This is a genomic window from Microbacterium sp. NPDC060117, from assembly GCF_042729315.1.
Lineage (GTDB): Bacteria > Actinomycetota > Actinomycetes > Actinomycetales > Microbacteriaceae > Microbacterium.
The window spans coordinates 438048-461834 of the sequence record NZ_JBHWXR010000001.1 but is presented as its reverse complement, the minus strand read 5'-3'; the positions used below and the strand labels follow the sequence as shown (position 1 = coordinate 461834).

25 protein-coding genes are annotated in these 23787 nt (G+C 70.5%); 14 read left to right on the top strand and 11 right to left on the bottom strand.

Translation table 11 applies throughout. The features are described 5' to 3' along the window. Positions 1-75: 75 nt before the first annotated feature. Complete coding sequence (paaK, locus tag ACFWCK_RS02035) at positions 76-1377, bottom strand: phenylacetate--CoA ligase PaaK (RefSeq protein ID WP_378804291.1); 1302 nt, start codon at positions 1375-1377, stop codon at positions 76-78. Beyond that, complete coding sequence (gene paaI / locus ACFWCK_RS02030; protein ID WP_233310349.1) at positions 1374-1796, bottom strand: hydroxyphenylacetyl-CoA thioesterase PaaI; 423 nt, start codon at positions 1794-1796, stop codon at positions 1374-1376. The genes paaK and paaI overlap by 4 nt, the downstream gene beginning before the upstream one ends. A gap of 136 nt (positions 1797-1932) precedes the next feature. Between paaI and paaA the strand changes: the two genes are divergently transcribed. The 12 genes from paaA (at position 1933) to ACFWCK_RS01970 (ending at position 11067) form a co-directional block, all read left to right on the top strand. Beyond that, on the top strand, positions 1933-2901 hold the full coding sequence (gene paaA, locus ACFWCK_RS02025; RefSeq protein WP_378804290.1) for a 1,2-phenylacetyl-CoA epoxidase subunit PaaA: 969 nt from the start codon (positions 1933-1935) through the stop codon (positions 2899-2901). After that, positions 2898-3203 carry a 1,2-phenylacetyl-CoA epoxidase subunit PaaB gene (gene paaB / locus ACFWCK_RS02020; RefSeq protein ID WP_233310351.1) on the top strand — a complete coding sequence of 102 codons (306 nt, stop codon included), beginning with the start codon at positions 2898-2900 and terminating at the stop codon, positions 3201-3203. The genes paaA and paaB overlap by 4 nt, the downstream gene beginning before the upstream one ends. After that, positions 3200-4042: a 1,2-phenylacetyl-CoA epoxidase subunit PaaC gene (paaC, locus tag ACFWCK_RS02015; protein WP_378804289.1), complete on the top strand. Its 843-nt coding sequence runs from the start codon at positions 3200-3202 to the stop codon at positions 4040-4042. Before paaB ends, paaC begins: the two co-directional genes overlap by 4 nt. Next, positions 4036-4602, top strand: a complete 567-nt coding sequence (gene paaD, locus ACFWCK_RS02010) for a 1,2-phenylacetyl-CoA epoxidase subunit PaaD (protein ID WP_378804288.1) — start codon at positions 4036-4038, stop codon at positions 4600-4602. Before paaC ends, paaD begins: the two co-directional genes overlap by 7 nt. Further along, positions 4602-5822: a 1,2-phenylacetyl-CoA epoxidase subunit PaaE gene (gene paaE, locus ACFWCK_RS02005; protein ID WP_378804287.1), complete on the top strand. Its 1221-nt coding sequence runs from the start codon at positions 4602-4604 to the stop codon at positions 5820-5822. Before paaD ends, paaE begins: the two co-directional genes overlap by 1 nt. Positions 5823-5875: 53 nt before the next feature. Then, positions 5876-6646, top strand: coding sequence for an enoyl-CoA hydratase/isomerase family protein (locus ACFWCK_RS02000; protein ID WP_378804286.1), 771 nt, complete (start codon positions 5876-5878; stop codon positions 6644-6646). A gap of 211 nt (positions 6647-6857) precedes the next feature. Then, positions 6858-7640, top strand: a complete 783-nt coding sequence (locus ACFWCK_RS01995; protein WP_233310443.1) for a sulfite exporter TauE/SafE family protein — start codon at positions 6858-6860, stop codon at positions 7638-7640. A gap of 46 nt (positions 7641-7686) precedes the next feature. Further along, positions 7687-8157: a MaoC family dehydratase N-terminal domain-containing protein gene (locus ACFWCK_RS01990; protein WP_378804285.1), complete on the top strand. Its 471-nt coding sequence runs from the start codon at positions 7687-7689 to the stop codon at positions 8155-8157. Beyond that, positions 8154-8555 carry a MaoC/PaaZ C-terminal domain-containing protein gene (locus ACFWCK_RS01985; protein WP_378804284.1) on the top strand — a complete coding sequence of 134 codons (402 nt, stop codon included), beginning with the start codon at positions 8154-8156 and terminating at the stop codon, positions 8553-8555. Before ACFWCK_RS01990 ends, ACFWCK_RS01985 begins: the two co-directional genes overlap by 4 nt. A gap of 18 nt (positions 8556-8573) precedes the next feature. Next, positions 8574-9710, top strand: a complete 1137-nt coding sequence (locus tag ACFWCK_RS01980; protein WP_378804283.1) for a UDP-N-acetylmuramate dehydrogenase — start codon at positions 8574-8576, stop codon at positions 9708-9710. A gap of 9 nt (positions 9711-9719) precedes the next feature. Continuing rightward, on the top strand, positions 9720-10640 hold the full coding sequence (locus tag ACFWCK_RS01975) for an AEC family transporter (protein ID WP_378804282.1): 921 nt from the start codon (positions 9720-9722) through the stop codon (positions 10638-10640). 28 nt (positions 10641-10668) lie between these two features. Continuing rightward, entirely contained in the window at positions 10669-11067 is a 399-nt protein-coding gene (locus tag ACFWCK_RS01970) for a VOC family protein (RefSeq protein ID WP_378804281.1), read from the top strand. A gap of 129 nt (positions 11068-11196) precedes the next feature. Here the strand turns inward: ACFWCK_RS01970 and ACFWCK_RS01965 are convergent, their stop codons facing one another. From ACFWCK_RS01965 to kynU, 3 genes are all read right to left on the bottom strand, one after another. After that, entirely contained in the window at positions 11197-12399 is a 1203-nt protein-coding gene (locus ACFWCK_RS01965) for a pyridoxal phosphate-dependent aminotransferase (protein WP_233310361.1), read from the bottom strand. Between the two features lie 138 nt (positions 12400-12537). Further along, positions 12538-12987 (bottom strand): hypothetical protein, encoded by a 450-nt coding sequence (locus tag ACFWCK_RS01960; protein ID WP_233310362.1) that lies wholly within the window; start codon positions 12985-12987, stop codon positions 12538-12540. 93 nt (positions 12988-13080) lie between these two features. Continuing rightward, positions 13081-14349, bottom strand: coding sequence for a kynureninase (gene kynU, locus ACFWCK_RS01955; RefSeq protein ID WP_378804280.1), 1269 nt, complete (start codon positions 14347-14349; stop codon positions 13081-13083). Between the two features lie 160 nt (positions 14350-14509). On the opposite strand from kynU, the gene ACFWCK_RS01950 reads away from it, so the two are divergent. Beyond that, entirely contained in the window at positions 14510-14980 is a 471-nt protein-coding gene (locus tag ACFWCK_RS01950) for an Lrp/AsnC family transcriptional regulator (protein ID WP_233310364.1), read from the top strand. On the opposite strand, the gene ACFWCK_RS01945 is transcribed toward ACFWCK_RS01950, so the two are convergent. The 6 genes from ACFWCK_RS01945 to aceB all read right to left on the bottom strand — a co-directional run bounded on the left by ACFWCK_RS01945 (position 14967) and on the right by aceB (position 22138). Next, positions 14967-15722 (bottom strand): methyltransferase family protein, encoded by a 756-nt coding sequence (locus ACFWCK_RS01945; RefSeq protein ID WP_378804279.1) that lies wholly within the window; start codon positions 15720-15722, stop codon positions 14967-14969. The two genes, ACFWCK_RS01950 and ACFWCK_RS01945, sit on opposite strands and share 14 nt — an antisense overlap. Before the next feature lie 22 nt (positions 15723-15744). After that, positions 15745-17352 carry an HD domain-containing phosphohydrolase gene (locus ACFWCK_RS01940; RefSeq protein ID WP_378804278.1) on the bottom strand — a complete coding sequence of 536 codons (1608 nt, stop codon included), beginning with the start codon at positions 17350-17352 and terminating at the stop codon, positions 15745-15747. Then, a complete protein-coding gene (locus ACFWCK_RS01935) occupies positions 17352-18116 on the bottom strand; it encodes a hypothetical protein (protein WP_378804277.1) in 765 nt (254 codons plus the stop codon). The genes ACFWCK_RS01940 and ACFWCK_RS01935 overlap by 1 nt, the downstream gene beginning before the upstream one ends. An 87-nt stretch (positions 18117-18203) precedes the next feature. Continuing rightward, complete coding sequence (gene rraA, locus ACFWCK_RS01930; protein ID WP_233310368.1) at positions 18204-18668, bottom strand: ribonuclease E activity regulator RraA; 465 nt, start codon at positions 18666-18668, stop codon at positions 18204-18206. 159 nt (positions 18669-18827) lie between these two features. After that, a complete protein-coding gene (locus ACFWCK_RS01925) occupies positions 18828-20423 on the bottom strand; it encodes an isocitrate lyase (protein ID WP_378804276.1) in 1596 nt (531 codons plus the stop codon). Between the two features lie 44 nt (positions 20424-20467). Continuing rightward, a complete protein-coding gene (gene aceB, locus ACFWCK_RS01920) occupies positions 20468-22138 on the bottom strand; it encodes a malate synthase A (RefSeq protein WP_378804275.1) in 1671 nt (556 codons plus the stop codon). A 144-nt stretch (positions 22139-22282) separates the two neighbouring features. Between aceB and ACFWCK_RS01915 the strand changes: the two genes are divergently transcribed. Beyond that, entirely contained in the window at positions 22283-23734 is a 1452-nt protein-coding gene (locus tag ACFWCK_RS01915) for a helix-turn-helix domain-containing protein (protein ID WP_378804274.1), read from the top strand. Positions 23735-23787: the final 53 nt, after the last annotated feature.

The following is a 23787-nucleotide window of genomic DNA, read 5'->3' as shown; positions in this document are numbered from 1 at the left end:
TCGACGGAGATGGAGAACGCCGCTCCTGGATCCCCCGGAGCGGCGTTCTTCGTCCCCAGGCCAGGGGCCGCCGGCTCAGCGCAGGTCGTAGAGGCGCTTGTACTTGCCCTCGCTGCGGGGGAGGGATCCGGGCTCCTCGACCTGCACGTCCACCGACGTGCCGATCGACGTCTTGATGCGCAGCTTCAGCACCTCGGCCGCGGCCAGGCAGGTCGCGAGATCGACGTCCGGGTGCCGCTCGATCCGCACCTTCAGCGCATCGAGGTGGCCCTGGCGGGTGAGCTCCAGGATGAAGTGCGGCGTGAGGGTCTCGATGCCGAGCGCGATCTCCTCGATCTGCGTCGGGAAGAGGTTCACTCCGCGCAGGATGATCATGTCGTCGTCGCGGCCGGTGATCTTCTCCATCCGCCGCATCGCGGGATAGGCGGATCCGGGCAGCAGCCGGGTCAGATCCCTGGTGCGGTAGCGGATCACCGGGAACGCCTGCTTCGTGAGCGACGTGAACACGAGCTCGCCCGGTTCGCCGTCGGGCACGGGCTCGCCGGTGGAGGGATCGATGATCTCCGGCAGGAAGTGGTCCTCCCAGATGTGCGGGCCGTCCTTGGTTGCGGCCGCCTCCATCGCGACGCCGGGACCCATGACCTCGCTGAGACCGTAGATGTCGACCGCGTCGATGTTCAGGCGCTGCTCGATCTGGTGGCGCATCTCGTTGGTCCACGGCTCGGCACCGAGGATTCCCACCTTGAGCGAGGTGGAGCGCGGATCGATCCCCACCTCCTCCATCGCATCCGCGATCGTGAGCAGGTAGGTCGGGGTGCACATGATCGCATCGGGCTCGAAGTCGCGGATGAGCTGCACCTGCTTGGCGGTCTGCCCGCCCGACATCGGGATCACGGTCGCACCGAGACGCTCGATGCCGGCGTGCGCGCCCAGGCCGCCGGTGAACAGGCCGTAGCCGTACGCATTGTGCACCTTCCACCCGGGCTGCACTCCGGCGGCGCTCAGCGACCGGGCGATGAGGTCGGCCCAGTTGTCCAGGTCGGCCTGGGTGTAGCCGACCACGGTCGGGCGGCCGGTGGTGCCGGAGGATGCATGGATGCGGCGCACATCGGCCATCGGCACGGCGAACATCCCGAACGGGTAGTACTCGCGCAGGTCGTCCTTGGTGGTGAACGGGAGGCGCGCGATGTCGGCCAGGCTGCGGACGTCATCCGGGTGTACCCCGGCCCTCTGGAATGCCAGCCGGTAGAACGGCACGTTCTCGTACGCGTGGCGCACGGACCACCGCAGGCGCTCGAGCTGCAGCGCGCGCAGCTGATCCGGATCCAGCATTACGGCGTCGGCGTTCGAGGTCCGATCCGTCGCGATCTCGGTCATGCGTTCTCCTTCGGGAAAGGACGGTTCGTGGTGATCGAGCGGCCGCGGAACTCGGCGACGACATCGCCGGTCTCGTCGGTCACGGTGATGTCGTACAGGCCGGTACGGCCGTTGCGCGCACGGCGCACGCCGGTCGCGGTGAGCACCTGCCCCTCACGAGTGGACTTCAGGAACGTGATGTCCGCGCCCGCGGCGACGGTCACCTGCTCGTCCTCGTTGCAGACGATCGCGAAAGTCGTGTCGGCCAGCGCGAACACCAGCCCGCCGTGCGTGATGTCGAACCCGTTCAGCATGTCGTCGCGCACGGTCATCGAGACGACGGCGCGGCCCGGCTCGTCCACCTCCACGCGCATGCCGAGAGCGGTCGACGCGCGATCGCGGCGCATCATCGGGCGAAGTGCGGCGACGGGCTCTGTCATCGGTTCTCCTTCGAACGGACGGGCGTGGATCCGGTTCGCGAAGAGCCGTTCTTCTGCGAACGTTACGAGTGTGCCATAATTACTGTACGAACGGTAGGTAATTCACACGCTGTTGAACCAGCACAGGGAGTCGACGATGACTGTTCCACCGGTGGCCGAGGCTCTGGACCTCGACGCGCAGGCCCTCTTCGACGAGCTCGTCGAGAACGAGCAGCGCATCGAGCCGCGCGACTGGATGCCGGATGCGTATCGCAAGACGCTCATCCGGCAGATCTCCCAGCACGGGCACTCCGAGATCATCGGGATGCAGCCGGAGGGAAACTGGATCACCCGCGCTCCGAGCCTCAAGCGCAAGGCGATCCTGATGGCCAAGGTGCAGGACGAGGCAGGGCACGGGCTCTACCTCTACTCCGCCGCGCAGACGCTCGGCATCACGCGTGACCAGATGATGCAGCAGCTCATCGACGGCAAGGCGAAGTACTCCTCGATCTTCAACTACCCGACCCCGACCTGGGCGGACATGGGCGCCATCGGCTGGCTCGTCGACGGCGCCGCGATCTGCAACCAGGTGCCGCTGTGCCGCGCGTCGTACGGTCCCTACGGGCGCGCGATGGTGCGGATCTGCAAGGAGGAGTCCTTCCACCAGCGTCAGGGCTTCGAGATCCTGCTCACCCTCATGCAGGGCTCCGAGGAGCAGCGCGCCATGGCGCAGGACGCCGTGAACCGCTGGTACTGGCCGGCCCTCGCGATGTTCGGCCCGCCCGACGACCAGTCGCCGAACTCGGCGCAGTCCATGCAGTGGAAGATCAAGCGCTTCTCGAACGACGACCTGCGCCAGCGTTTCGTCGGCATGCTGGTGCCGCAGGCCGAGATCCTCGGCGTGACGCTGCCGGATCCCGAGCTCCGCTACGACGAGGAGACGGGCCGGTACGCGATGGGCGAGATCGACTGGGATGAGTTCTTCGAGGTGGTGCGCGGCAACGGCCCGTGCAACGCCGAGCGGCTGCAGCGCCGCCGGGACGCGCACGAAGAGGGCGCGTGGGTGCGGGAGGCCGCCGCGGAGTACGCCCGCAAGCAGGCCCTGCGGCAGGAGGTGGCCGCATGACGACCCCCGGCGCATCCCCTGAGGAGACCTGGCCCATGTTCGAGGTCTTCGTGCGCGCGAACCGCGGGCTCAGCCATGTGCATGTCGGGTCGCTGCACGCGCCCGATGCCGACATGGCTCTGCGCAACGCCCGCGACCTGTACACCCGTCGTAACGAGGGCACGTCGGTGTGGGTCGTCCCGGCCGACGCGATCACGACGAGCGACCCCGACGACAAGGGCGCGTTCTTCGAGAGCCCCGCCGGCAAGAACTACCGTCACGCCGTGTACTACACGGCCTCCGAGGGGGTGCCGCACCTGTGAGCGCGCACGACCTGGACGGTGCGATCGACCCGCACGGCGACGTCTCGGTGGACGCGCTCGCGCTCGCCGAGGAGCTCGCCGGATCCGGTGAGCGCGCCGCGTCCGCAGACATCGCGGAGTATGCGCTGTGGCTCGGCGACGACGCGCTGATCCTCTCGCAGCAGCTCGGCGCGTGGATCACCTACGCTCCCGAGCTGGAGGAGGACGTCGCGCTCGGCAACATCGCGCTCGACCTGCTCGGCCACGCCAGATCCTTCCTGCGCTACGCCGGATCCTGGGACGGGCGCAGCGAGGACGACCTCGCGTACTTCCGCGACGAGGCGGAGTTCCGCAGCTGCTGGCTCGTCGAGCAGCCGAACGGCGACTTCGCGCAGACGATCGCGCGGCAGCTCCTCATCAGCACGTACATGCTCGAGCTGTACTCGGCGCTGCGGGGCAGCACCGACCCGACGTTCGCCGCGATCGCCGAGAAGGCCGTCAAGGAGGTCGACTACCACCGTGACCACGCCGTGCAGTGGGTGCTGCGCCTGGCCGGCGGCACCGAGGAATCGCGGGCCAGGATCATCCGCGCCGTCGCGGACGTCTGGCCCTACGCCGCCGAGCTCTTCCGCGACGATGAACTGATCGACCGCCTCGGCGACGCCGCAGTGCGCCCCTCATCGCTGCGGTCCGGGTTCGAAGCCGTGATCGACGCCGTCTTCGCCGAAGCCGAGCTGGAGATCCCCGCGGGGTTCGACTCGGCCGCCGGCGGCCGCCACGGCTCCCACGCCACCCCGCTCGGGCACCTGCTGTCCGAGATGCAGGTGCTCGCCCGTCGGCACCCGGGGGCGACATGGTGACCGGAGCGGTCCCCTCGGGGACGTTGAGCGCCCTTCGACGGGCTCAGGGACCGGTCGCGGGCGACCGGGACGACACGCGGCTCCGTGCCTGGGAGGCCGCCGCCGCGGTGAAGGATCCGGAGGTGCCGGTGCTGACGATCGAGGACCTCGGGGTGCTGCGCGACGTCGCCGTCAACGGCGACCGGATCCGCGTGGACATCACCCCCACGTACAGCGGCTGCCCCGCGATGGACGCGATCCGCGACGACGTCGAACTCGCCCTCGTCCGCGCGGGTTTCGACCGCGTCGAGGTGCGCCTCGTGCTCGCGCCCGCCTGGACGACGGACTGGATGAGCGACGAGGGCAAGCGGAAGCTGACCGAGTACGGCATCGCGCCTCCCAACGGCCATGCCGCGCTCCGGCAGGCCCAGGGGCCGGTGCGCATCGCCCTCGGCGTGCGCTGCCCGCGCTGCGGGTCCCTGGACACCCGTGAGATCTCCCGCTTCGGGTCGACGTCGTGCAAGGCGCTCTACGAGTGCCGCGCGTGCCTCGAGCCCTTCGACCACTTCAAGGTGATCTGATGACGCATCCCGTCGGCAGCCAGAGGCTGTGGCATCTGGGCACCCCATCGCCCGCCGTCGAAGAGGCGGCCACCGAGCGGGTCGCCGGAGCGCTTCTCAACAGCGTGGTCGGAGGAGCGTCGGCATCGCCCCGCAGGCGCACCCGCTTCCACACGCTGGCCGTGCAGGAGGTGCGCCCGCTCACCGATGAGGCGATCGAGGTCACGTTCGGGGTGCCGGACGAGCTCGCGGGGGAGTTCGACTATCTCGCCGGGCAGCACGTCGCGCTGCGCGCCGAGCTCGACGGTCACGAGGTGCGGCGCTCCTACTCCCTCTGCCGTCCGCCGGCACCCGGATCCGTCAGCGTCGCGATCAAGCGCGATCGCGGGGGCCGCTTCTCCACGTGGGCCCAGAGCGAACTGCACGTGGGCGACCGGATCGACGTGATGAGCCCGCAGGGCACCTTCACCTCCGCGCTCGCCGCGCTCGACGAGGCGCACGTCGTCGGCATCGCCGCGGGATCGGGCATCACGCCGCTCATGGCGCTCGCCGCGACCGTGCTGGCCCGGTCCGAGAGCAGCCGCTTCACCCTCGTCTACACGAACCGGCGGGCGACCGACGTGATGTTCCTGGACGACCTCGCCGACCTCAAGGACCGCTACCCGGCCCGCTTCGCGGTGCACCACGTGCTCACCCGTGAGCAGCGCTCGGCGCCCCTGCTGTCGGGGCGCATCGATGAGGAGCGCCTGCGCGGCATCCTCGACGCGCTGGTGCTGCCGGCGACGGTCGACGAGTGGTTCCTGTGCGGACCGTTCGATCTCGTGCAGCTCTGCCGCGACACCCTCGCCGACATCGGTGTCGAGTCCGCGCACGTGCGCTACGAGCTGTTCACGACGGGGGAGCCGGGGCAGGAGCGTCCCGAGGCCGGCCGCCCGATCGAGGTCCGCGAGGACGAGCCCGTGCGCACGATCGAGTTCACCCTCGACGGCCAGTCCGGCTCCGTGGACACCCCGGAGTCGGCGAACGAGTCGATCCTGAACGCCGCGCTGCGCGTGCGTCCCGACGTGCCGTTCGCGTGCGCGGGCGGCGTGTGCGGTACGTGCCGGGCACGCCTCGTCGACGGATCCGTCACGATGACGGAGAACTACGCGCTCGAGCAGGACGAGCTCGACCGCGGCTACGTGCTCACCTGCCAGTCCCACCCCACGACGGACCGCGTCGTCGTCGACTACGACGTCTGAGCGTCGCCGTCCGGCCCAGCCACTTCGACAAGCTCAGGGACCAAGGAGGAACCATGATCGACCTCGCGATCGACGGCGCCGTCGCGCACATCACGCTGAACAATCCCGCCAAGCTCAACGCGCTCGACGAGCAGGCGGTGCGCGATCTCGGCGACGCGTACGCGGAGGCGGAGCGCGCCGGGGTGCGCGCCCTCGTGCTGGCCGGCGAGGGCAGGGCGTTCTGCGCGGGGCGCGACATCTCCGGCGTCGATCCGCGCGACGACGAGGTGATGGGCTACCTCGACGGCATCGTCACGCCCGTGCTGCAGCGCATGTCCACGTTCCCCGCACCCACCTTCGCGGCCGCGCAGGGCGCGTGCCTCGGGGTGGGCCTGGGCCTGCTCATCGCGACGGATGTCGTCTACGTGGCCGACACGGCGAAGATCGGATCCCCGTTCGCCGCCCTCGGTGCGACCCTCGACTCCGGCGGTCACGCGCTGTTCGTGGAGCGGCTCGGCGCGCACCGCACCCTCGACCTGATCTACACCGGTCGTCTGATGAGCGGATCCGAGGCGGTCGTCGCGGGGCTGTTCTCGCAGGCGCTGCCCGCCGACGACGTGCTCGAGGCGACGCGCGCCGCGGCCGCCCGTGCCGCGCAGGGCGCGACGGCCGCGTTCGTGGCGAGCAAGCGTCTTGTCGCCGCTCTCCGTGACGAGCGTCTGGGGCTCTGGCAGTCCATGCGCCAGGAGAACGCGGCTCAGGCGGCGCTCTGCGACACGGACGACTACCGCGAGGGCTTCGCCGCGTTCCAGGAGAAGCGGCCCCCGCTCTTCGAAGGGCACTGAGCCTCTGCGGTCGCCACAGGCGTGCGACGATCCGCACACCCTGTCACGATCAGCACATGTGTTGACGTGGATCCGTGAGCTGATCGTCGCACCCTGTGCAGATCGTGACGGCTGATTCGAGGGGGCCGCGGCCGGCCGGACTACGCTGGACGTGCTGCTCCGCCGGGAACGGCGGACAGGAGCGGGTGTGGTCGAGGGCGCCGTCGAGCGGATGCGAGGGCCTCGTGCCTACGCGTCCTTCATCGGGATCGGGCTCGCCGCGGGCCTCCTCTCCGGCCTCTTCGGGGTCGGCGGCGGCACGGTGATCGTCCCGCTGCTCGTGCTGCTGCTCGCCTTCGACCAGCGGCTGGGCGCGGGCACGTCGCTCGCCGCGATCGTGCCCACCGCCCTCGTGGGCGTCGTCTCGTACGCCGTCCATGATTCGGTGGCATGGATACCGGCGCTGATCCTCGCCGTCGGATCCGTCGTCGGCGCGCAGATCGGCACCCGCCTGCTGCCGCGGATCTCGCAGACCGCGCTGCGCTGGTGCTTCGTCGGCTTCCTGGTCGTCGTGATCGTCAGCCTGTTCCTGGTCATCCCGTCGCGGGGCGCGGTGCTCGAGCTGACCTGGGTGACCGGCCCGCTGCTGCTCGTCCTTGGCCTGTTCACCGGCATCCTCGCCGGGCTGATCGGGGTCGGCGGAGGAATCGTCGTCGTGCCGGCGCTCATGCTGGCGTTCGGCACCAGTGACCTCGTCGCCAAGGGCACCTCGCTGCTCATGATGATCCCGACGGCCATCTCGGGCACGATCGGCAACCTGCGCAATCACAATGTGGACCTGCTCGCCGCGGCCCTCGTCGGCCTCTCGGCGTGCACGACCACGGCGCTCGGCGCCTGGCTCGCCACGCTCATCGATCCGTTCGTGGGCAACGTCCTCTTCGCGGTGTACCTGGCCTTCATCGCGGTGCAGATGGCGATGAAGGCGATCCGCGGCCGCACGCCCCGCAGCGCCTGAGAGCCCCGCTCGGCGAGTGATCGGCCCCGCTCGGTAGGATCGAGAGGTGCCCGTGAATCCTGAACTGGTCGGCCGGGAGTTCCCGCCGACGGCCCCGTACCTCGTCGGTCGTGAGAAGGTGCGCGAGTTCGCGCGTGCCGTGTTCGCCGACGCCCCGCAGCACACCGACGTCGAGGCGGCTCAGGCGCTCGGGTTCGCCGACGTCGTCGCTCCGCCCACTTTCGCGATGGTCATCCAGGACCTCACGCTGCAGCAGCTGCTGGGGCTGGAGGACTCCGGGATCGTGCTGTCCCGCACGATCCACGCCGAGCAGCGCTTCGCCTACACGCGCCCCATCGTGGCCGGCGACGAGCTCACGGCGCAGCTGACGGTCACCGGGATCCGTGCGATGGGTCCCGCCGCGATGATCACCAGCGACGCCGAGATCCGCGACGCCGCGGGCGAGCACGTCGTCACCGCCACGTCGGTGCTGCTCGTGAGCGACGCCCCTGCGGAGAACGAGGAGGCCGCCGCGTGAACGTCGGAGACATCATCGCCGAGCGCACCGTGCACCTCACGCGCGAGTCGCTCGTGCGCTACGCCGGCGCATCCGGAGACTTCAACCCGATCCACTATCGCGACGACGTCGCCGCCGAGGTCGGCCTGCCCGGCGTGCTCGCCCACGGCATGCTCACCATGGGCGTCGCCTCGTCCGTCGCGGTCGCCGCGCTCCCTGGCACGGCGCGGGTCCTGGACTACGGCGTGCGCTTCGCCCGCCCGGTCGTGGTCGACCCGCAGCACGGCGCCGACGTCGCGATCACGGCCAAGGTCGGCGCGATCGACGAGACCGCGGTGCGGATCGACCTCGTGGTCAAGTTCGCCGACACCACGGTGCTCGTCAAGGCACAGCTGCGCGTCGCGGCGGACTCGCTCTGACATGGCGGGCTTCTGAAGATGACGCTGATCGACCCGATGCGCCTCGCCGAGCTGACCACCCTGCAGACCGGCGCGGCACCGGCGCGGATGATCGATGCCGCCACCGAGGACGAGCTCGTCGCGGTCCTGCGCGACGTCTGGGCGAGCGGTGACGCATGGTTCGTGCTCGGCGGCGGGTCGAACCTCTTCGCGGGAGACGCGCCCTTCGATGGCACCGTGATCCGGATCCGCACGAGCGGCATCGAGGAGCTCCCGTCCCCGCACCCCGGCCGGATCCGCCTGCGGGCGCAGGCCGGGCACGACTGGGACGCGCTGGTCGCCTACGCCGTCGAGCGCGGCTACGCGGGCATCGAGGCGATGTCGGGGATCCCCGGCACCGTGGGCGCGGCCCCCGTGCAGAACATCGGCGCGTACGGCCAGGAGATCCAGGAGACGCTGGTCGAGGTGGAGCTGCTCGACGAGCACTCCGGCGAGGTCGTCGTCACCCCGGCGTCCGAACTCGGCCTCGGCTTCCGCACGTCGGTGCTGAAGCACCACTACGGATCCGTCGCCGAGCGCCGCGCCGTGATCCTCTCCGTCACGCTCGACCTCGCCGTCACGGGCGACGCCGGGCGCGTTGTGCGCGGTGAGCAGCTGCGCCGCGCACTGCAGCTCACGACCGACGAGCCGGTGCCCCTGGCCTGGCTGCGGCAGCGGATCCTCTCCACGCGCGCGGCCAAGGGCATGCTCTTCGACCCGGCGGATCCGGACACGCACGGCGCCGGATCCTTCTTCCAGAACGCGATCGTCTCCGAGGCTGCGGCACGCACGCTGCCGCCCGAGTGCCCGCGCTGGCCGGTGACGCCCGACCTCGACACGGTCACGGTGATCCCGCTGGACTCGTACTACGGCCTGGCACCCAAGCCCGAGGCGCCTCCGAGCGACGTGAAGGTGAGCGCGGCCTGGCTCATCGAGCACGCCGGCATCCGCAAGGGGTTCAAGCTGCCGCGTTCGCGCGCCGGGGTCTCCACCAAGCACGCACTCGCACTCACGAACCGCGGCGGGGCGACGGCGGGGGAGATCGCCGAGCTCGCCCGGTTCATCCAGAACCGCGTGCATTCGGAGTTCGGTCTGCTGCTGCAGCCCGAGCCGGTGCTCATCGACGTCGAACTCTAGGCGCGACGGGTGCTCGCGACCCTCACCGGCTTCGCCGTCGTCGGCCTCGCGATCTTCGTCGGGTACGTGATCGGTCGCATCGACCTGCTCGGCGCGCATGCGCGCGAGGTGCTGAGCCGGCTCACGTTCTTCGTGCTGTCGCCGTTCCTGCTGTTCTCCGTGCTGGCCAAGGCCGATGCACACGTGCTCTTCTCCGCCCTGCTGCCGGTGTCCGCGATCGCCGCCGCCGTGGTGATCGGGGTCTACGCGCTCATCGCACGGGTCGTCTGGAAGCGCACGGTGGGCGAGACCGTGATCGGTGCGCTCTCGTCGGGGCAGGTGAACTCGAACAACATCGGGATCCCGCTGTCCCTCTACCTGCTCGGCAGCGCCGCCTACCCGGCGCCGGTGATCCTCATGCAGCTCCTGGTGTTCACGCCGATCTCGCTGACCATCCTCGACACCGTCACCGCCGGTCGCACGTCGGTGTGGCGCACGGTGGTGCGCACCGCGACGAACCCCATCATCCTGGGATCCGCGCTCGGCACGCTGGTCTCCGTGCTCGGGATCGAGCTGCCCCCGATCGTCATCGAGCCCATCACCCTGCTCGCGAACGCCTGCGTTCCGGTGCTGCTGATCAGTTACGGCATCTCGCTGCACGGGCAGCGCGTGCTCGGTGCCGCCGGACACCGCAGGGACGTGCTGCTGGCGAGCACCCTGAAGCTGCTGGTCATGCCGGCGCTCGCCTGGCTGCTGGCGCAGTTCGTGTTCGGCCTGTCGGCGCACGCGGTGCTGATCGTGGTCGTGCTCGCGGCGTTGCCGACCGCGCAGAACGTGTTCAACTACTCCCAGCGCTACGGCGTCGGCGAGGCGACGTCCCGTGACACGGTGTTCCTCACGACGATCGGATGCGTCCCTGTGCTCCTCGGTGCTGTCCTGCTCCTCGGCTGAGGTCGACGCCGGGGCGTACGCTCGCAGGATGACCGGACTCGTGCCCTACATCCTGTTCCCCGGCACCGCCGTCGACGCGCTGCCCTTCTACCAGGCGATCTTCGGCGGTGAAGCGGTGATGCACACCTACGCCGAGTTCGGGCGTGCGGACGGCCCGGGGGATGCCATCGCGCACGGCATGCTGGTCCGTGGCCCGGTCGAGCTCGCCGCCGCCGACGCCGCGCCGGACGAGGACGCGGTGCACATGAACGGGATGTACTTCTCCCTGCTCGGCACGGCGGATCCCGAGACGCTCACGCGCTGGTTCGCGCGGCTCGGCGACGGCGGTCGAGTGATCGATCCGTTGCAGGAGCGGCCATGGGGTGCGCACGACGGCACGCTCGTGGATCGCTTCGGCGTGCGCTGGCTCATCGGCTACGAGGACTGAGCGCCCCGCGTGCGTCTTCGCCCCTTCTGAACGTCTTCGCCCCCGCTGAGGCGGCTGCTCAGAGGGGGCGAGGACGGTGCGAGGAGGCGAATCGGGCTGACCGCGGGCGCCGCGGACGTCCGTCGCGGGTCAGGACGCGAACAGCCGCTGCAGGCGCTGCACGCCCTCGAGCAGCTGGTCGTCGCCGAGCGCGTACGACATCCGGATGTAGCCGGAGGGGCCGAACGCCTCGCCGGGGACAACGGCGACCTCGGCCTGGTCGAGGATGAGGTCGGCCAGCTCGAGCGAGGTCGTCGGAGTCACTCCGCCCCAGGTGCGGCCGAGCAGGCCCTGCACGTCGGGGTACACGTAGAAGGCGCCGGTCGGGTTCGGCACGACGAGGCCGTCGATCCTGGACAGCTCCGAGACGATCAGCTTGCGGCGGCGGTCGAACGCCTCGCGGAACTGCTCGGCCTCGGTCTGCGGGCCGTTGAGGGCGGCGATCGCGGCACGCTGCGCGACGTTGTTCACGTTGCTGGTGAGGTGCGACTGCAGGTTTCCGGCGATCTTGATGGCGTCGGCAGGACCCACCATCCAGCCCACGCGCCAGCCGGTCATGGCGTACGTCTTCGCGACGCCGTTGACCAGGATGGTCTGACCGGCGACCTCGGGCAGCGCCTCGACGACGGAGGTCGCCTTGACGCCCTCGTAGGTGAGGTTCTGGTAGATCTCGTCGGAGATGATCCAGATCCCGTGCTCGAGCGCCCAGGCGGCGATCGCCGCGGTCTCCTCGGGGGAGTATACGGATCCGGTCGGGTTGGACGGCGACACGAACACCAGCACGGTCGTGCGGTCGGTGCGCGCGGCCTCGAGCTGGTCGACGGTGACCTTGTACTCCTGGTCCGCGCCGGCGAAGACCTCGACCGGCACGCCGTCGGCGAGGCGGATCGCCTCGGGGTAGGTCGTCCAGTACGGCGCCGGCAGCAGCACCTCATCGCCCGGGTTCACGACGGCCTGGAACGCCTGGTAGACGGACTGCTTGCCGCCGTTCGTGACGATGACCTGGCTCGGCGAGACTTCGAGGCCCGAGTCGCGCAGCGTCTTCGCGGCGATCGCCTCGCGCAGCTCGGGCAGGCCGGCGGCAGGGGTGTAGCGGTAGTTCGCGGGGTTGGCGAGTGCTTCTGCCGCCGCATCCACGATGAACTGCGGCGTGGCGAAGTCCGGCTCGCCCGCGGCGTACGAGACGACGGGCTTGCCCTCGGCCTTGAGGGCCTTGGCCTTGGCATCCACCTTCAGCGTGGCGGACTCGGCGATGGCGGAGAGTTTGCGGGAGAGAGGCGCGCGTTCGGTCACGCCACCAGCGTACTCGCGCGCCTGCGGGGAGAAATGGCCATGACGTACAAAGGGTCGGGGTCGTTCTCCGTCAGGGCGAACAGGTCCGGATCCCGATTCCGGCGCTCGTCAGCGTCCGAGGGAGCGGACTCGGTCCGCTCAGGTCAGGAACGACGGCGGGACGGCGCAGTAGTCGGCCAGGCGCCGCGTCGGCGCTGCCGGATCCGTCACATCGACCAGCGCGGTCGCCGCCGTGTGCGGGACCTCGTCGCCGTCGATGAGCCAGACCGAGAAGTGCCACAGCCCGCGGGCGCGCTCGGCGAGCAGACCGTTCGTGCCGGACACGATCTCGACCGCATCCGCCCCGGCGGCCCGGAACGGCGCCACGATGTCGGACCGCAGGGCGAGCACGTCCCGGTCGTCCTGCGCGACGACCGCCGCCTCGAGACCCCGGGCGTGCAGCACGCCGGCGAGGCCTTCCGCGAAGGCGGCCGAGCGCTCCGCGGAGGGGCTGGCGACCGCGAGCAGCCGCGCTCCGCGCGGGTAGTCGCGGAGGAACTCGTCCACGAGATCCTCGAGGAGGGCGCGGGCGCCGATCGGAGCGGTCATTCCCCCAGCGTAGGTGGGGGCGCACCGAGGGAGGCGCGTCCCCGGTCGATCCGGGGCAGTGGTCGCACGGTCGACGCAGGGCCGTGCCGCGGGTCATGTGACGGCGTCGCGCTCCTGGAACTCGGGGGCGCGCCACAGCTCCTCGTCGAGCACGCGACGGAGGATCTCCACGGCGTCCCAGACGTCGGCGTGGCCGAGGTACATCGGGGTGATTCCGAACCGCAGCACCTCGGGCTCGCGGTAGTCGCCGATCACGCCGTTCGCGATGAGCGCCTTCATCACCGCGTAGCCCTCGGGGTGCCGGAACGACACGTGGCTGCCACGCTGCGCGTCGTCGCGGGGCGTGATCAACGTGAGTGGATGGTGCGCGAGCCGCGTCTCGACGAGCCGGATGAACAGTGACGTCAGTGCGAGCGACTTGCGGCGCAGCGCCTCCTGGTCGACTTCGAGGTGCATGTCGAGACCGACCTCCATGGTCGCCATCGACAGGATCGGCTGGGTGCCAACGAGGAAGCGCCGGCCGCCCTGCGCCGGGGCGTAGGAGTCGGTCATCGCGAACGGGCGGTCGTGCCCCCACCAGCCGGTGAGCGGCGTCTCGACCCGGTCGAGGTGCCGTTCGGCGACCCAGAAGAACGCGGGCGAACCGGGCCCGCCGTTGAGGTACTTGTAGGTGCAGCCGACTGCGAAGTCCGCGCCGGCATCGGCGACGGCCACGGGCACCGCGCCCACCGAGTGGCAGAGGTCCCAGACCGCCAGGGCGCCCGCGGCGTGGATCCGCCCCGTCGCCTCCGCCATGTCCCAGAGGTAGCCGGTGCGGTAGTTGACCTGGGTGAGCAGCACCACGGCGACGTCGTCGTCGAGCGCCGCCTCGAGGTCCTCGGGGGCGTCGATCAGCCGTAGCGAGTATCCGCGGTCGAGCAGGGCCATCAGGCCTTCGACGATGTAGAGGTCGGTCGGGAAGTTCTCCCGCTCCGACACGATGACCCGGCGCTCCGGGGCGTCCTGCTGCTGGAGCCGGATCGCGGCCGAGACCGCCTTGAAGACGTTGATCGAGGTGGTGTCGGTTGCGACGCACTCGCCGGCCCCGCCGCCGATGAGCCGGCCGATCTTCGCCCCGATCCGGAGGGGCAGGGCGAACCAGTGGTTCTTGTTCCAGCTGCCGATGAGGTCGGCGCCCCACTCGCGGCTGACGACGTCGGCGGCGCGCGCGACGGCGTCGCGGGGAAGCGCGCCGAGCGAGTTGCCGTCGAGGTAGACGATGCCCTCGGGGAGGGCGAAGCGCTCGCGGAGGGCGGCCAGCGGGTCGTTCCGGTCGGCTTCCTCGCACTGCTCGCGGGTGAACGGGGCTACGGCGTCCGTCATCGGGAATCCTTCACGGTCGTGGACCCGGCGCGCGGCCGGGATGCGGGGTCAGCATCCATGATGACGAGGATCCGGTGAATCGCCTAGGATTCCGTCAGATATCCGAGATGCCCGTACTTTTGCGATGGATCATCGGAACAGTGCCTGACGAGGAGGACGTATGACGGACGGAATCCGACTCTCGCCGACGGATCGTCGCATTCTGGACGAGCTGACCCGCGATGGGCGACTGTCGAACAAGGAGCTCGCCGCACGCGTCGGCCTTCCGCGCTCGACCTGCCACGGCCGCGTGCGCGCGCTCGAGGAGGCCGGCGTGATCCGCGGCTACCACGCCGAACTCGACCCGGTCGCGGTCGGGGCGGGCGTCGAGGCGCTCATCATGGTGGCCGTCAAGGAGGACGCCCGCGACCAGGTGCCCGCCATCACGGCACGACTGCGCACGATCCCCGGCGTACAGCGGGTCTATCTGATCGGCGGCGTGCACGACCTCGTCATCCACGTCGCCTGCGAGAGCGTTCCGGGGCTCCGCGACTTCCTGCGCACGCACCTCGGATCCGTTCCCGCGCTGGGGCAGACCCAGACCCAGATCATCTTCGAGCACCACACCGGCGCTGCGGTCATTCCGGCGTGATCCCTGAGGCGCTGCCCCGCCATGCGGCCGGACGCAGCCCCGGCACGAGCGCGGGCGTGCGCCGGGCATAGCGCGCGTAGGGCTCGCCCAGCTCCGCACGCAGGGCGCGCTCCTCGAACCGGATCCCGATCGCGATGTAGCCGCTGAACGCCGCCGCGAACAGCGCATGCCCCCAGGTCATGATCGGCGTGACCCAGAACGCCAGGAGCAGGCCGAGCATGAGGGGATGCCGCACGAGCGCGTAGAGCCCGCGGGCCTGGAAGGCGGATGCGGGCGGACGCCCGGACACGGCCTGACGGAGCCCGACGAAGCCCAGGTGGTCGATCATGAACGTGGCTCCGATCGCGATGAGCCAGCCGAGTGCGCAGACCGCCCACAGTGCCGTGCGCCAGGGCTCGGCGTCCACGTGCCAGATCACCGCGGGGATCGGGCGCCACTGCCACAGCACGAGCGCCAGCAGCGCGCTGGCCGCGAGCACGTACGTCGCACGCTCGACCCGCGCAGGGAGCGCCCGGGCGAACCGCCGCTTGGTCGACGCGCGGGCGAACACCGAGTGGTGCAGCGCGAACACGGCCACCAGCAGCAGGTCGACGGCAGCCGCGACCAGCCAGGCCGTGGCGGGCCCGCGATCGACGGTGGTGGCGGGGCCGACGTCGGCGAGGAACGCGACCGCCCAGACGATCACGACCAGGAAGGCCAGATAGGCGACGACCGCGTAGGCCGTGCTGAGCACTCGCGTCATGACATCTCCGATCCGCGATCGCTCACGCCGAGCGGCCGACGAAGCCGTGGTCGATCGCGAACAGGCTCGCCCCGACCCGGTTCGTGACGCCGATCTTCGCGTAAGTGTGCTCGACGTGGTTGCGCACTGTCTTCTCGCTGAGCGTCAGAGCCGCGGCGATCTCGCGGTTGCTCCGGCCCTGGGCGACGAGCGTGAGGATCTCGGCTTCGCGCGGGGTGAGTCCGGCGGGGAGGGCGGTGCGCGGCGTGCGCGTGCGGCGGGCGCCGGTCGCCGCGGACGCGACCGCGGCGACCGCCTCCCCGTCGAGGTGCCCGGCGGCCACGCGCCGGTGCAGGCGCGCGATCGCCTCGTCCGGCTCGAGCGCGGCGCGGTACGGACGCGGCTCGGTGGCCGCCCGGAACGCGACGGCCGCGGCGAGCAGGCGGTCGGACCGGGTCAGGCTCGTGCCGGGCGCGCCTGCCGGATAGCCGCTGCCATCCAGGTGCTCGTGATGCGCGCGCACCAGGGCCGCCTCTGCGGTGAGGCCGGGGATACGCGCGAGCACGCGGCCGCCGAGGTAGGGATGCATGCGCACCCGCTCCCAGTCGCCGTCGTCGAGCGCGTCCGGCTTGGACCAGATCAGGTTCGACACGCCCAGCCGGCCGACGTCGTGCAGATGCGCGGCGCGCCGAAGGGCGGTGACCTCGTCGACGGGCACGCCGACCTCGCGAGCCGCCGCGGCCACGATCTCGGCCACCCCGCGCGAGTGCCCCAGCAGGAACGGGCACTTCAGGTCGGCGAAGTCGCCGATCGCGGCGACGGCCGTATCGAGCTCATCGCCGAGAAGCACGTCGTCCCGATCGGGCGCACGGTCCAGGGCGGCTGCCCAGGCGGCGGATCCGTGCGGGATGTCGAGCAGCCCTTCGGCGTCGGTGACGAACGCATCGACGATCGCGGGATCGAACTGTCCGCCGCGGCGCTCGCGGGCCATGCGGACCGCCGCCTCCGCACCGCCGAGGCGGTCATGCACCTCGACCGTGTCGGCGAGCTGGGCGATCCGCATCGCGAGCGGGATCGTTTCGCCGGCCAGCGCACGCGGGAGTCCCCGGCCGTCGTATCGCTCGAAGGCGGCGGACACCGCGTCCTGCACCGCACGGGGGAGTCCCAGTCGCTCGGCGAGCAGCGCGGCGGAGAGGCAGTGCGAGTGCAGCAGGGTGCCGAGGCTGCCGCGCGCGTCGATCATCAGTGCGGCGAGGGTTGCGGCACGCTGACGGAGGGGGCGCCCCTGCGCGACGTGTTCGACGAGGAAGCGCAGGAACGGCAGCCCCGACCAGTCCACGAGATAGGAGGCGCTGCGCACCTCGATGTCGTCGCCGAACCAGCGCGCATACTCCTGCGAGTCGGCCGTGCAGCCGATCCACATCAGCAGCGTCGCCTGATAGGCGGTACCGCGCTGCGCATCGTCCAGGCCCAGTCGGGCGGCCAGGCGATCGGCGAGGAGCGCCGCGCGCATCATGTGCTCCGCCGGCTGACCCAGGCCCAGGTCGATCGCGACGGAGACCGCCGCGATCATCTCGCCCCGGGTCGGAGCACCGGCTGTCGCGCCCACGGATCCATTGTCGGCGACGCGCTCCTGCAGGGCCAGAGACATCAGCGGGGCCGCGCATCCTCGGGCCGGCCGTCCGCGGGTACGACGACAGCGGCGTGCTCCGCCGGATCGAAGGCGCTGAACCGCGCGTCCCCGATGTAGAACAGCCCGTGCTGCGGCATCCAGAAGTCGCCGAGCCTGCTTTGCCGATCCAGCGCCCCGATCGGGCCGAGATCCCTGCCGTGGATCGACGCCGTGCTCGCCGCGACTCGCCAGAGCTGCGTGGGGACGACCTGGAAGCGCTGCCGGTTGGGGGCGGCGCCGGCCATGCGCATCCGTCCGGTGCGCAGGATCGGCCGTGCCAACGGCCCCATCGCACGGAGCAGCGGATCGCTGCGGCGTGCGGCCGCAGGAAGGGAGGAGCCGAGCGCCGACATCGTCCGGGTCGCCGGCGTCGCCCGCAGCCGGAGGTCCCAGTCCAGCACGCCGGGGATCCGCACGCGCAGTCGGGCCGGATCGGTCCAGCTCAGATCGATCTCCGGCACGCGCTCGAACGTCGCGGCGGTGCTGAAGTAGCGCGGGCAGCTGTACACCGGATCCGTGGTGACGAACATGTGCCAGGCGCCCTCCGGAGTGCGGTGCCAGATCGCGCGGTAGCCGGGACCGATGCTCGTCCGGGTCATCACCCGCAGCGCGAGACGGTCACCGTCGCGGAACGCCAGGCCGAGCACGCCGAATCCGGTGAACCGCTCGTCGGCGCCGTCGGGGAGGCGAGGGTGCTCGGTCGCTTCGGCGGAGGCGGCCTGCGGTGTGCTGGTGGTGGACATGGATCCACCTTCGCGCGGCGGGGACGGCGGCGCATGAGGCATCCGCCCCGACTTCCGCGCCGGCGGCGCCGACCCGCGCGGGACGGGTCAGCGCTCGACGAGCACGCCGTCCTCGTCGGCGTAGAGCCGGGCGCCGGGGCAGAACTCCACGTCGCCGAACCGCAGCATCACGTCGACCTGCCCTGTGCCCGCCTTGCCGCTCTTGCGCGGGTTGGTGCCGAGCGCCTTGACGCCCAGGGGGAGGCGGCCGATCGCAGCGCTGTCGCGGATCGCGCCGTGGATCAGCACGCCCGCCCAGCCGTTCGCGACCGCGCTCGCGGCGATCATGTCGCCCATGAGCGCGGTGCCGAGGGAGCCGGATCCGTCGATCACGAGCACGGCGCCGTCGCCCGGGGTGGCGAGGAGGTCCTTCACGAGCTGGTTGTCCTGGAAGCAGCGCACCGTGCGGATCGGGCCTTCGAACGCGGTGCGTCCGCCGAAGTCGCGCAGCTGCAGGGCGAGGGACTGCAGGGCGTCGCCGTGCTCGTCGTAGAGGTCGGCGGTGGAGGTCATGCGGTGGATCCTTCCATGTTTCTCCGGGGCCGTTGAGCGAGGACGGAGCGTCAGCGACGACCGAGACGAAACGCGGTGACCGACGAGGCTGTCAGGTCACTGCGTTTCGTCTCGCTGCCGTTTCGTCGCTGCGCGCTCAACGACCCCTCGCGGGGAGTGTCAGCTGAACTGGTTCATCGTGTTGTGCTGACCACCGGCCTTGAGGGCGGCGTCGCCGGCGAAGTACTCCTTGTGGTTGTCGCCGAGGTCGGAGCCCGCCATGTTCTGGTGCTTGACGGTGGCGATGCCACCGCGGATCTCGCGGCGCTGCACGCCCTTGACGTAGGCGAGCATCCCCTCGTCGCCGAAGTAGCCCTTCGCGAGGTCATCGGTCGACAGCGCGGCCGTGTGGTAGGTCGGCAGCGTGATGAGGTGGTGGAAGATGCCGGCTCGGGCGGATCCGTCGCGCTGGAACGTGCGGATCTTCTCGTCGGCGAGACGCGCCAGCTCGGTGTCGTCGTATTCGACGCTCATGAGCGCGCCGCGGTCGTAGCCGGAGACGTCCTCGCCCTGCTCGGCCAGGAGGTCGTACACCTGCTGACGGAAGTTCAGCGTCCAGTTGAACGACGGGCTGTTGTTGTAGACGAGCTTCGCGTTCGGGATCTCCGCTCGGATCGCGTCGACCATGCCGGCGATCTGCTCGACGTGCGGCTTCTCCGTCTCGATCCAGAGCAGATCCGCGCCGTTGCGCAGGGACGTGATGCAGTCCAGCACGACCCGCTCCTCCCCGGTGCCGGGACGAAACTGGTAGAGGTTGCTCGCGAGCCGGCGGGGGCGCAGCAGCCGGCCGTCGCGCTTGATAACGACGTCGCCGTTGCCGAGCTCGGCCTCGGAAATCTCCTCGACGTCGAGGAACGCGTTGTACTGGTCGCCGAGGTCGCCCGGCTCCTGCGAGACCGCGAGCTTCTGGGTGAGTCCCGCGCCCAGGGAGTCGGTGCGGGCGACGATGATCCCGTTGTCGATGCCCAGTTCGAGGAAGGCGTAGCGGACCGCGTTGAGCTTGGCGATGAAATCCTCGTGCGGCACGGTGACCTTGCCGTCCTGGTGGCCGCACTGCTTCTCGTCCGAGACCTGGTTCTCGATCTGGATGGCGCACGCGCCGGCCTCGATCATCTTCTTGGCGAGGAGGTACGTCGCCTCGGGGTTGCCGAAGCCGGCGTCGATGTCGGCGATGATCGGGACGACGTGGGTCTCGTAGCCGTCGATCTGCGACTGGATGAACTCCGCCGCGGTCTCGTCGCCGGCCGCGCGCGCCGCGTCGAGCTGCGTGAAGAGCAGGTCGAGCTCGCGGGCGTCCGCCTGACGCAGGAAGGTGTACAGCTCCTCGATCAGCGCCGGAACCGCCGTCTTCTCGTGCATCGACTGGTCGGGGAGGGGGCCGAACTTGGAGCGCAGCGCCGCGACCATCCAGCCGGAGAGGTAGAGGTAGCGCTTGTTCGTGGACTTCAGGTGCTTCTTGATGGAGATGAGCTTCTGCTGTCCGATGAAGCCGTGCCAGACGCCGAGCGACTGGGTGTACAGCGACGAGTCGGCGTCGTACTCCGCCATGTCGCGGCGCATGATGTCGGCCGTGTACTGCGCGATCTCGAGTCCGGTGCGGAAGCGGTTCTGCGCGCGCATGCGGGCAGCGGACTCGGGGTCGATGGCGCTCCATCCGGAGCCGGCCGCCGCCTTCAGGGCCTGGATGGCGTCGATGTCGTCCTGGTAGCGAGTCATGGTGATGTCCTTCGTTCGTGGGCGATGGGTCGGGCGTCGAGCGGTCAGGCGGTCTCGACGAGGAAGCGGGAGTAGGCGGGCAGCGTCAGGAACGCCGGGAACTCGGGCTGCAGCGCCACCTCGCGGAACACCGCGGCGGCGTCCTCGAACCGGTCGTTCTCCTGCCGTGGCGTCTCGGCGAGCACCGCGGCGATCAGACCCTCGACGTACTCGGCCGTGATGAGGGTCCCGTCCTGGGTGGACTGGCCCTGGTGGATCCACTGCCACACCTGCGAGCGGCTGATCTCGGCCGTGGCCGCGTCCTCCATGAGGTTGTCGATCGCGACGGCGCCCAGGCCGCGCAGCCACGCCTCGATGTAGCGGATCGCCACGGAGACGTTGTCGCGCACGCCGGAGGCCGTGATCGGACGGCCGATGTGCACGTCGAGCAGCTGCTCCGCACGCACCTGCACGTCGTCGCGCTGCCGGTCGAGCTGGTTGGGACGCTCGCCGAGCACGGCGTCGAACTCCGCCTGCGCGGTGGGGATCAGGTCGGGGTGCGCCACCCACGTGCCGTCGAAACCATCGCCGGCCTCGCGCTTCTTGTCCGCAGCGACCTTCTCGATGGCCCGGGCGGTCACCTCGGGGTCGCGCCGGTTGGGGATGAAGGCGCTCATGCCGCCGATCGCGAAGGCGCCCCGCTTGTGGCAGGTCTGCACGAGCAGCTCGGTGTAGGCGCGCATGAACGGCACCGTCATCGTGACCTCGCTGCGGTCCGGCAGGACGAACCGGGCGCCCCGACCGCGGTAGTTCTTGATGATCGAGAAGATGTAGTCCCAGCGTCCGGCGTTCAGGCCCGCGCAGTGCTCGCGCAGCTCGAACAGGATCTCCTCCATCTCGAAGGCGGCGGGCAGCGTCTCGATCAGCACGGTCGCGCGGATCGTGCCGCGCGGGATCCCGAAGTACTCCTCGCTGAACGTGAACACGTCGTTCCACAGCTTCGCCTCCTCGCTCGACTCGAGCTTGGCGATGTAGAAGTAGGGCCCGCGGCCGGCCTCGATGAGCGCCTGCGCGTTGTGGAAGAAGTAGAGGCCGAAGTCCACCAGGGAGCCCGAGGCATCCATGCGGCGTCCGGTGCGATCGGTGAACTCGAGGTGCTTCTCCACGAGGTGCCAGCCGCGCGGGCGCATCACGATCGTGGGGGTCTGCTCCGCCGTGACGCGGTACTCCTTGCCGTCCTCGCTGGTGTGGGTCAGGCGTCCGCGGATCGCGTCGCGCAGCGACAGCTGACCGCCGATCACGTTGCGCCAGGTGGGACTCGTGGCGTCCTCCTGGTCGGCCAGCCACACCTTCGCGCCGGAGTTCAGCGCGTTGATGGTCATCTTCGGATCGGTCGGGCCGGTGATCTCGACGCGGCGGTCCTCGAGGCCGGGGCCGGCACCGGCGACGCGCCAGTCGACGTCCTCGCGGATGTGCCGGGTGTCGTCGCGGAAGCGCGGGTCGTGACCGTTGCCGATCTCGAAGCGACGGCGCATGCGGTCGGCGAGACGGTCGTGCCGGCGCCCGCCGAAGCGGTGGTGCAGCTCGGTGAGGAAGGCCACGGCCGCAGGGGTGAGGATCTCGCCGAAGCGCTCGTGCAGGGGCCCGGTGATGCGGATCGCGGGGCCCTCGGTGCCGGAGACGGCCGCCCCGACGGTCCGGATCGGGGCGGTCGGCGACGCGGTGGGAATGGTCATGATCTGTCTCCTCCGTGAGTGGATCCGGTCCGGCTTCTGTGCCGGGGTGGCTTGAGACCACTCTGAGTGAAGATCTGGATCCGACCCGGCCAAAACGGAGGAGAAGTTTGGTCAGATTTCTGTTTTCGTGACAGAATCGGCGCCATGGTCACCGCAGACACGGCAGAAGAGGTCGACGCTCTCACGATCGGGCGCCGCATCCGTCAGCTCCGCACGGCGGCCGGGCTGACCCTCGAGCAGCTCGCGACCGCGATCGACAGGGCGCCGAGCCAGGTGTCCATGATCGAGACCGGCAAGCGCGAGCCCAAGCTCACCCAGCTGCAGCTGATCGCCCGGGTGCTGGACACGACGATCGACCAGATCCTCGCCGAGCAGCCCCTCGACGAGCGCGCCGCCATGGAGATCGCGGTCGAGCGCGCCATGAAGGGGCAGACGTTCCAGGCCCTCGGGATCGCACCGTTCCGGATCTCGAAGACCGTGCCGGACGAGGCGCTGCGGGCGCTGCTGGCCCTGCACGGCGAGATCGACAAGCTCCGTGACGAGCGTGCGGCCACGCCGGAGGAGGCCCGCCGCGCGAACGTCGAGCTGCGCCACCTCATGCGCCGTCAGGACAACCACTTCGCCGACCTGGAGAAGAAGGCCGCGGAGATCCTCGCCGCCGTGCGCCACCCGGGCGGGCCGCTGACGCAGCGCAGCGCCAGCGACATCGCCGCGCACCTGGGGTTCACGCTGCACTACGCGCCCGATCTCCCGCAGTCGACGCGCAGCGTGGCCGACCTCGCGCATGGGCGGCTCTACCTGTCCAGTCGCGTGCCGGGGAAGGGCGATGCCCGCACCGCGGTGCTGCAGGCGCTCTCCAGCCGGATCCTCGGCCACTCCGAGCCGCGCAGCTACGCCGAGTTCCTGCGTCAGCGCGTGGAGACGAACTACCTCACAGGCGCGCTGCTGATGCCGGAGGAGCACCTGGTGCCGGTGCTGAAGGACGCGAAGGAGCGCCGGGCGATCTCGATCGAGGATCTCCGCGACGCCTACTCGGTGTCGTACGAGACCGCCGCGCACCGGTTCACGAACCTCGCCACCCGGCACCTGGACATCCCGGTGCACTTCCTCAAGGTGCACGAGTCGGGCACCATCACGAAGGCCTATGAGAACGACGACGTGAACTTCCCGACCGACCGGCTCGGATCCATCGAGGGGCAGATGTGCTGCCGGCGGTGGACCAGCCGGGTCGTGTTCGAGGAGGAGGACCGGTTCAACCCGTACTACCAGTACACCGACACCGGCAACGGCACGTACTGGTGCACCGCCCGCGTGGAGCCGTCGAGCGAGGGCCTGCACTCGGTGAGCGTGGGCGTGCGCTTCGATGACACGAAGTGGTTCATCGGGCGCGAGACGCCCAACCGCGGCGTCTCGAAGCATTCGGTCGAGGTGTGCTGTCGGCGCGCGCCCGCCGATCTCGAGGCGCGCTGGCGCGAGCAGTCCTGGCCGAATGTGCGCACCCCGCGCACCTTGCTGGCGACCCTGCCCACGGGCGCGTTCCCCGGCGTCGACACGACAGACGTGTACGAGTTCCTGGAGGCGCACGCCCCGTCCTGAGGCTTGCGGGCGGCGAGGCCGAGCCGGCCGGACGGCCTCGCCGGTACGGCTTG